This is a genomic window from Roseomonas rosulenta, assembly GCF_016106005.1.
Classification (GTDB): domain Bacteria; phylum Pseudomonadota; class Alphaproteobacteria; order Acetobacterales; family Acetobacteraceae; genus Neoroseomonas; species Neoroseomonas rosulenta.
The window spans coordinates 1-2,533 of the sequence record NZ_JACADR010000429.1 but is presented as its reverse complement, the minus strand read 5'-3'; the positions used below and the strand labels follow the sequence as shown (position 1 = coordinate 2,533).

The following is a 2,533-nucleotide window of genomic DNA, read 5'->3' as shown; positions in this document are numbered from 1 at the left end:
CCACGCCGCGCATCGGCCAAGCGGCGGGCGACCTCGGCGCGCGCATGGAAGGCGCGATGCGTCCCCACCCGGTCGCGGTGCTGGCCGGCAGCGACATCCCCGACCTCCGCCCCGCCGACATCGCCGCGGCGATCCGCGCGCTCGGCCGCGCCGATGCCGTGTTCGGCCCGGCCGAGGATGGCGGCTACTGGCTGGTCGGCATGGGGCCGCGGCGGCCGGCGCGGCCCTTCGCCGGCGTGCGCTGGTCCAGCGCGCACGCGCTGGCCGACACGCTGCGCAATTTCGCCGGGCGGCGCGTGGCGCTGCTGCGCCGCCTGCAGGACGTGGACACCGCCGCGGACCTCGCGGCGCTGCGGGCTCGGGCATGAAGCCGCCGCGCCCGCCGCGCATCCTGGTGCAGGTGCTGGCCACCGCGGCCGCGCTGCTGCTGGCCAATGCCGCGCTGTCCTTCACCGAGCATCCCTGGCTGCTGCCCTCGCTCGGCGGGTCCTGCGTGATCCTGTTCGGCATGCCGCGCGGCATCATGGCGCAGCCGAGGTCCTTCATCGGCGGCCACCTGATCGCGACGGTGGTGGGGCTTGTGTTCCGCATGGGGCACGACGCGCTGGGCGGGCCGGTGGGGCCGTGGATCGCGCTCGCGGTGGGCGTGGCGCTGGCGGCGATGGCGGTGACGCGCACCATCCATTCCCCGGCCGGCGCCAACCCTGTGGTGGTCTTCGCCGAGGGGGCGGGGTGGGGCTTCCTCGCCACGCCGCTGCTGCCCGGGCTCGCGACGCTGTTCCTGGTGGCCTGGGCGGCGAACAACCTGCCGAGGCCCTGGGGCGCGGGGCCCTGGCCGCGCTTCGCCGGGCGGGGCTGACGCCGGCGGCCCCGCTGGCTGCGCCGCAGGTCAGCCCACCGCGCCCGTCCCCAGCATGTCCGCCCAGTCCGGCCGGCCATTGTCGCGCGCCCGTCGCGCCGCGGCGTCCCAGTCGTAGTCGATCGCCAGCAGCTCGGCGCCCCAGCGGCCGTGCCGCAGCGTCAGGATGGCATAGCGCGCATGCGGGGAACGGTATTCGAGCCCGCCCGCGGCCGGGCTGTCGGCGAAGGCGGGGCAGCCGACGCTGCCGGGGTTCAGGATGACCACGCCGCCAGGCCCCTGCACCAGCGCCTGACGATGGCTGTGCCCGCACAGCACCACCCCCGGGCGCGCCGCATCGCCGAGCCGGGCCGCCACGGTGGCGCGCGGCGCCGGCACCAAGTGCCCGTCGCGCTGTTCCTCCAGCAGGTAGGTCGTGTCGTCCGCCGGAGTGCCGTGGACCGCTAGGATTTCGGGCGCCACGTCCAGCGTCGCTGGCAGGGCGTGCAGCCAGGCGCGTTCGGAGGGCGAGAGCGCGTCGCGCGCGTAGCGCCCCGCCGGCGAGAGGTCCGCCGCGGGCCGGTCGAGGATCCAGCGATCATGGTTGCCGCGCACCGTGGGCAGGTCGAGCGCGACCAGCCGCGCAAAGGTCTCCTTCGGCCAGAGCGGGCCGGTGACGCAGTCGCCGAGGTTGACGACGGCGTCCACGGCGCGCGTCTCGATGTCGGCCAGCACCGCCTCCAGCGCCGCAAGGTTTCCGTGGATGTCGGAGATGACCGCGAGGCGCATGGCGTGGATCCCTGGCTGCGGCGGCGAGGCTACGCCAGGGCGCGCCCAGCCCGCCATTGGCGCCTGCACCCGGCCATGCCAGCCTGCCGCACCAGGAGGACACGCCCCATGACCCCGCCGCTGCGCTTCGGCCTGTTGCTGTTCCCGCGCCTGACCCAGCTCGACATGACCGGACCCTTCGAGGTGTTCTCGCGCATCCCGGGCGGGCAGGTGCACCTGGTGTGGAAGACACGCGACCCGGTGCGATCGGATACCGGCCTTGCGATGCTGCCCGACACGAGCTTCGCGGAGTGCCCGCAGCTCGACGTGGTCTGCGTGCCCGGCGGGCCGGGTGTCGCGGCGCTGATGGAGGACGAGGAGGTGCTGGCCTTCCTGCGCGCCCAGGCCGCTGGCGCGCGCTTCGTGACTTCCGTGTGCACCGGCGCGCTGGTGCTGGGCGCGGCCGGGCTGCTGAAGGGGAAGCGCGCCACGACGCATTGGGCGAGCCATGATTTCCTGGCCGCGCTCGGTGTCGTGCCGGAACATGGGCGTGTGGTGCGCGATGGCCGCTTCGTCACCGGCGGCGGGGTGACGGCGGGGATAGACTTCGCGCTGTCCCTGGCGGCGGAACTCGCCTCGCCCGAGGTGGCGCAGGCCATCCAGCTGCAGATCGAATACGCGCCCGCGCCACCCTTCGATGCGGGATCGCCCGAGACCGCGCCGCCCGGCGTGCTGGCCGCGGCGAAGGCGCGCGGCGCCACCATGCGCGCCGAGCGCGAGGCGCTGGTCGCGCGCGTCGCCGCCCGCGTCCCCTGATCGCGGTCCAGGGGAACGCTCTCCGGAGGGGCAGCGCCCCGCCGGTGCTCCTTCACCACATGGTCCTGGCCGCCCGTTCCGGCCATTCCCGGCCGTAGGCGTCGCCCCCGG

Annotated in this window: 4 protein-coding genes; 3 read left to right on the top strand and 1 reads right to left on the bottom strand. The window is 75.4% G+C overall.

Going from position 1 to position 2,533, the window contains the following annotated elements; genetic code table 11:
* Both HW578_RS25380 and HW578_RS25375 read left to right on the top strand, forming a co-directional pair.
* Positions 1-368 (top strand): TIGR04282 family arsenosugar biosynthesis glycosyltransferase (locus HW578_RS25380; protein ID WP_198373490.1); only part of this gene is annotated, 368 nt, incomplete at its 5' end.
* A complete protein-coding gene (locus HW578_RS25375) occupies positions 365-859 on the top strand; it encodes an HPP family protein (RefSeq protein WP_198373489.1) in 495 nt (164 codons plus the stop codon). The genes HW578_RS25380 and HW578_RS25375, both read left to right, overlap by 4 nt.
* Positions 860-889: 30 nt before the next feature.
* Here HW578_RS25375 and HW578_RS25370 read toward each other — a convergent pair whose 3' ends face one another.
* Positions 890-1,627 carry a metallophosphoesterase family protein gene (locus HW578_RS25370; protein WP_198373488.1) on the bottom strand — a complete coding sequence of 246 codons (738 nt, stop codon included), beginning with the start codon at positions 1,625-1,627 and terminating at the stop codon, positions 890-892.
* A gap of 108 nt (positions 1,628-1,735) precedes the next feature.
* Here HW578_RS25370 and HW578_RS25365 point away from each other — a divergent pair, with 108 nt between their 5' ends.
* The gene (locus tag HW578_RS25365; RefSeq protein WP_198373487.1) at positions 1,736-2,422 is read left to right on the top strand and encodes a DJ-1/PfpI family protein; all 687 of its coding nucleotides are present in this window, start codon (positions 1,736-1,738) and stop codon (positions 2,420-2,422) included.
* Positions 2,423-2,533 lie beyond the last annotated feature (111 nt).